Origin of the sequence: Bacillus sp. FSL E2-8868, from assembly GCF_038005505.1 — a bacterium.
GTDB lineage: Bacteria > Bacillota > Bacilli > Bacillales > Bacillaceae_G > Bacillus_A > Bacillus_A mycoides.
Map to the genome: position 1 here is coordinate 1 of NZ_JBBOTI010000011.1, position 2,236 is coordinate 2,236.

The 2,236-nt window shown below is 31.8% G+C and carries 2 protein-coding genes; one reads left to right on the forward strand and one right to left on the reverse strand.

The features are described 5' to 3' along the window. Nucleotides 1–300: 300 nt before the first annotated feature. Nucleotides 301–1,221 carry a DMT family transporter gene (locus NSS74_RS27905; protein ID WP_002140184.1) on the forward strand — a complete coding sequence of 307 codons (921 nt, stop codon included), beginning with the start codon at nucleotides 301–303 and terminating at the stop codon, nucleotides 1,219–1,221. Nucleotides 1,222–1,314: 93 nt separating this feature from the next. Here NSS74_RS27905 and NSS74_RS27910 read toward each other — a convergent pair whose 3' ends face one another. Further along, the gene (locus NSS74_RS27910) at nucleotides 1,315–2,106 is read right to left on the reverse strand and encodes a sulfotransferase family 2 domain-containing protein (protein ID WP_002140185.1); all 792 of its coding nucleotides are present in this window, start codon (nucleotides 2,104–2,106) and stop codon (nucleotides 1,315–1,317) included. Between the last annotated feature and the right edge of the window lie 130 nt (nucleotides 2,107–2,236).

The window sequence follows — 2,236 nt, forward strand, 5'->3', positions numbered from 1 at the left end:
GAAATCCATAAATTTAATAACCTTAAAGATGAAAAAAGAATGGAATAGAAACGGTATAAAATAAAATTCGGATGATAAAGTAATACGTTTAAATATAAATTGAAGGCAAGGATTTCCTTTTTATGTTAATTTAGTTGTCGAATGAACAATAATGTTTTGATTTAATATGAAAAGGTTATGTAAAAAAGAGCTGCATGGCTATTTTTTGCATAACCTTTTTGTGGTTTTAAAGGATTTTACCTAAGAAAAAATCTATAATTAAGGTAGTTAACATATATTTTTTGATGGGTGTGGGGGATTATGAAAGAAATATGCATGTTATTAGTGGCTGTTATATTATGGGGGACAGCCATTGCACCAACGAAATGGGCATTAGAATCCATTCAACCGTTTACTTTGTTATTTATTCGTCTTTTCTTTGCGGGTGGGATTTGTATGTTTTTCTCATTTAACGAACTACAAAAAGCAGTTATACATAAACATATTCCGTGGAAAAGAATGAGTTTACTGTCTTTTACTGGTGTAGCTGGGTACTTTATGTTCACATCCTATGGTATTTCTTTAACAAGTGGATTACATGTTAGTATTATTGATGCTGCATTGCCATTAGTTACAATTCTCTTTTCAGCGTTCTTTCTGAAAGAGAAAATTCAGATGGATTATTGGATCGGGATTATGTTGGGCGCTATAGGAGTGCTCTTTATTACAATTCCATCTAGCGATACTAATCAAGAGGTGTCTTTAATAGGAGATATACTTATTTTATTAAGTACCTTTTTATTTGCGTTCTACACAGTTTTGTTAAAACGGCCAAAACAAGAACGACGTTTATCTAATAAAGTTTTCACTACAGTAACACTAATGATAGGTGCAGCTATTGTGTTGCCATTTGCAATGATAGAAATTTTTTACTACGGTTTCCCAAAAATCGAAACATGGAAGATTGGATTTAGTGTAGTATACCTTGTTATTGGGGCAACAATTTTAGCATATTGGTTCTGGAATAAAGCGCTAGAGACGGTCTCAGCATCAATAAGTGGACTGTACTTAAATGGATTGCCGTTAATAAGTATCATTACTTCAATTATCCTATTAAATGAATCTCTGACATGGAAGATAATAATGGGAGGGAGTCTAGTTTTAATTGGAGTAGGATGGGCGGATAAGCAAAAGTTACGTAATCTATTAAAGGGTAATAAAATGGATAGTAGGGACTGTTAAATTGTATGTTTTATATAGTTTAAATGTTAAAAAGATACCTCATATATATGTATAAGGTATCTTTTTATATTTAGCGAAGATAATGGACTTAAATTAGTAGGGATATTCTTTGTTATATCTATATGTATCGAAATCTTTTTGAAATATTGTTTTGACGAGCTGTATACATTCATCATCATAAAAGCTTTCAAAAGTCGGATGACGAGGGAATAAAGGATCAGTAATATCGGCATCGCTGAAATTCCCTTTATAAATCATGGCAGGGGTTTGATGATGCCATGATGTTGAAAACTCATTTATCGGTGCAGGTTTTAATTCGAAACGTTTTTCTAATTCTTTCATTTCCTGATCGAAATTTTCTAAGTATATATAATTGGTTACATACTCTTCTTCACCTGCTATATATTGTTGTGTAAAGTGAGCGTTAATATCATTTGCATGAGCACCTTTAGTAAATAGGTAGTATAAAAATTGTTTGAATGAGATTCCTTTAGGAGAATTTTCATTTTGATATAAAAACTTTCGAATGGGTTTCCATTCTTCATTTTCTACATAAGGAGGTGCAATTAAGGACACGAAAGAACTGACTGCTCTTCTAAACGGATTGCGAACCAGTTTGAAAGTTTCCTTTTGTTTATCTCGTAGTGCTACACTTAGCCGTATATTATAGGCCAGTGTACTTTTGTATATTTCATATTCGAAATTATGGATGAAGGGGTGATAGTTTAAAGCTGTTTGTAATAAATCAATCTGGTAAAAAAACCACTTAGCAAGGGAAGTACAACCACTTTTTTGACTCCAAAATAGAATGAGAGGAAAGTTTCTATGATAGTGTGGGCTTCTTGCATTAGTACTAATGATGTGTAATAAGGAGGGATCCAACAATTGATGCACTCCTTTCATGTATCTTGATTATATATATGTAAAATAAAGATGAGGTATGAGTGTGTGGAATTTTTTTTGTAGAAAATGAAAAAGAAATGTTGACTATTATTATATAGAGGTGTAATATAGG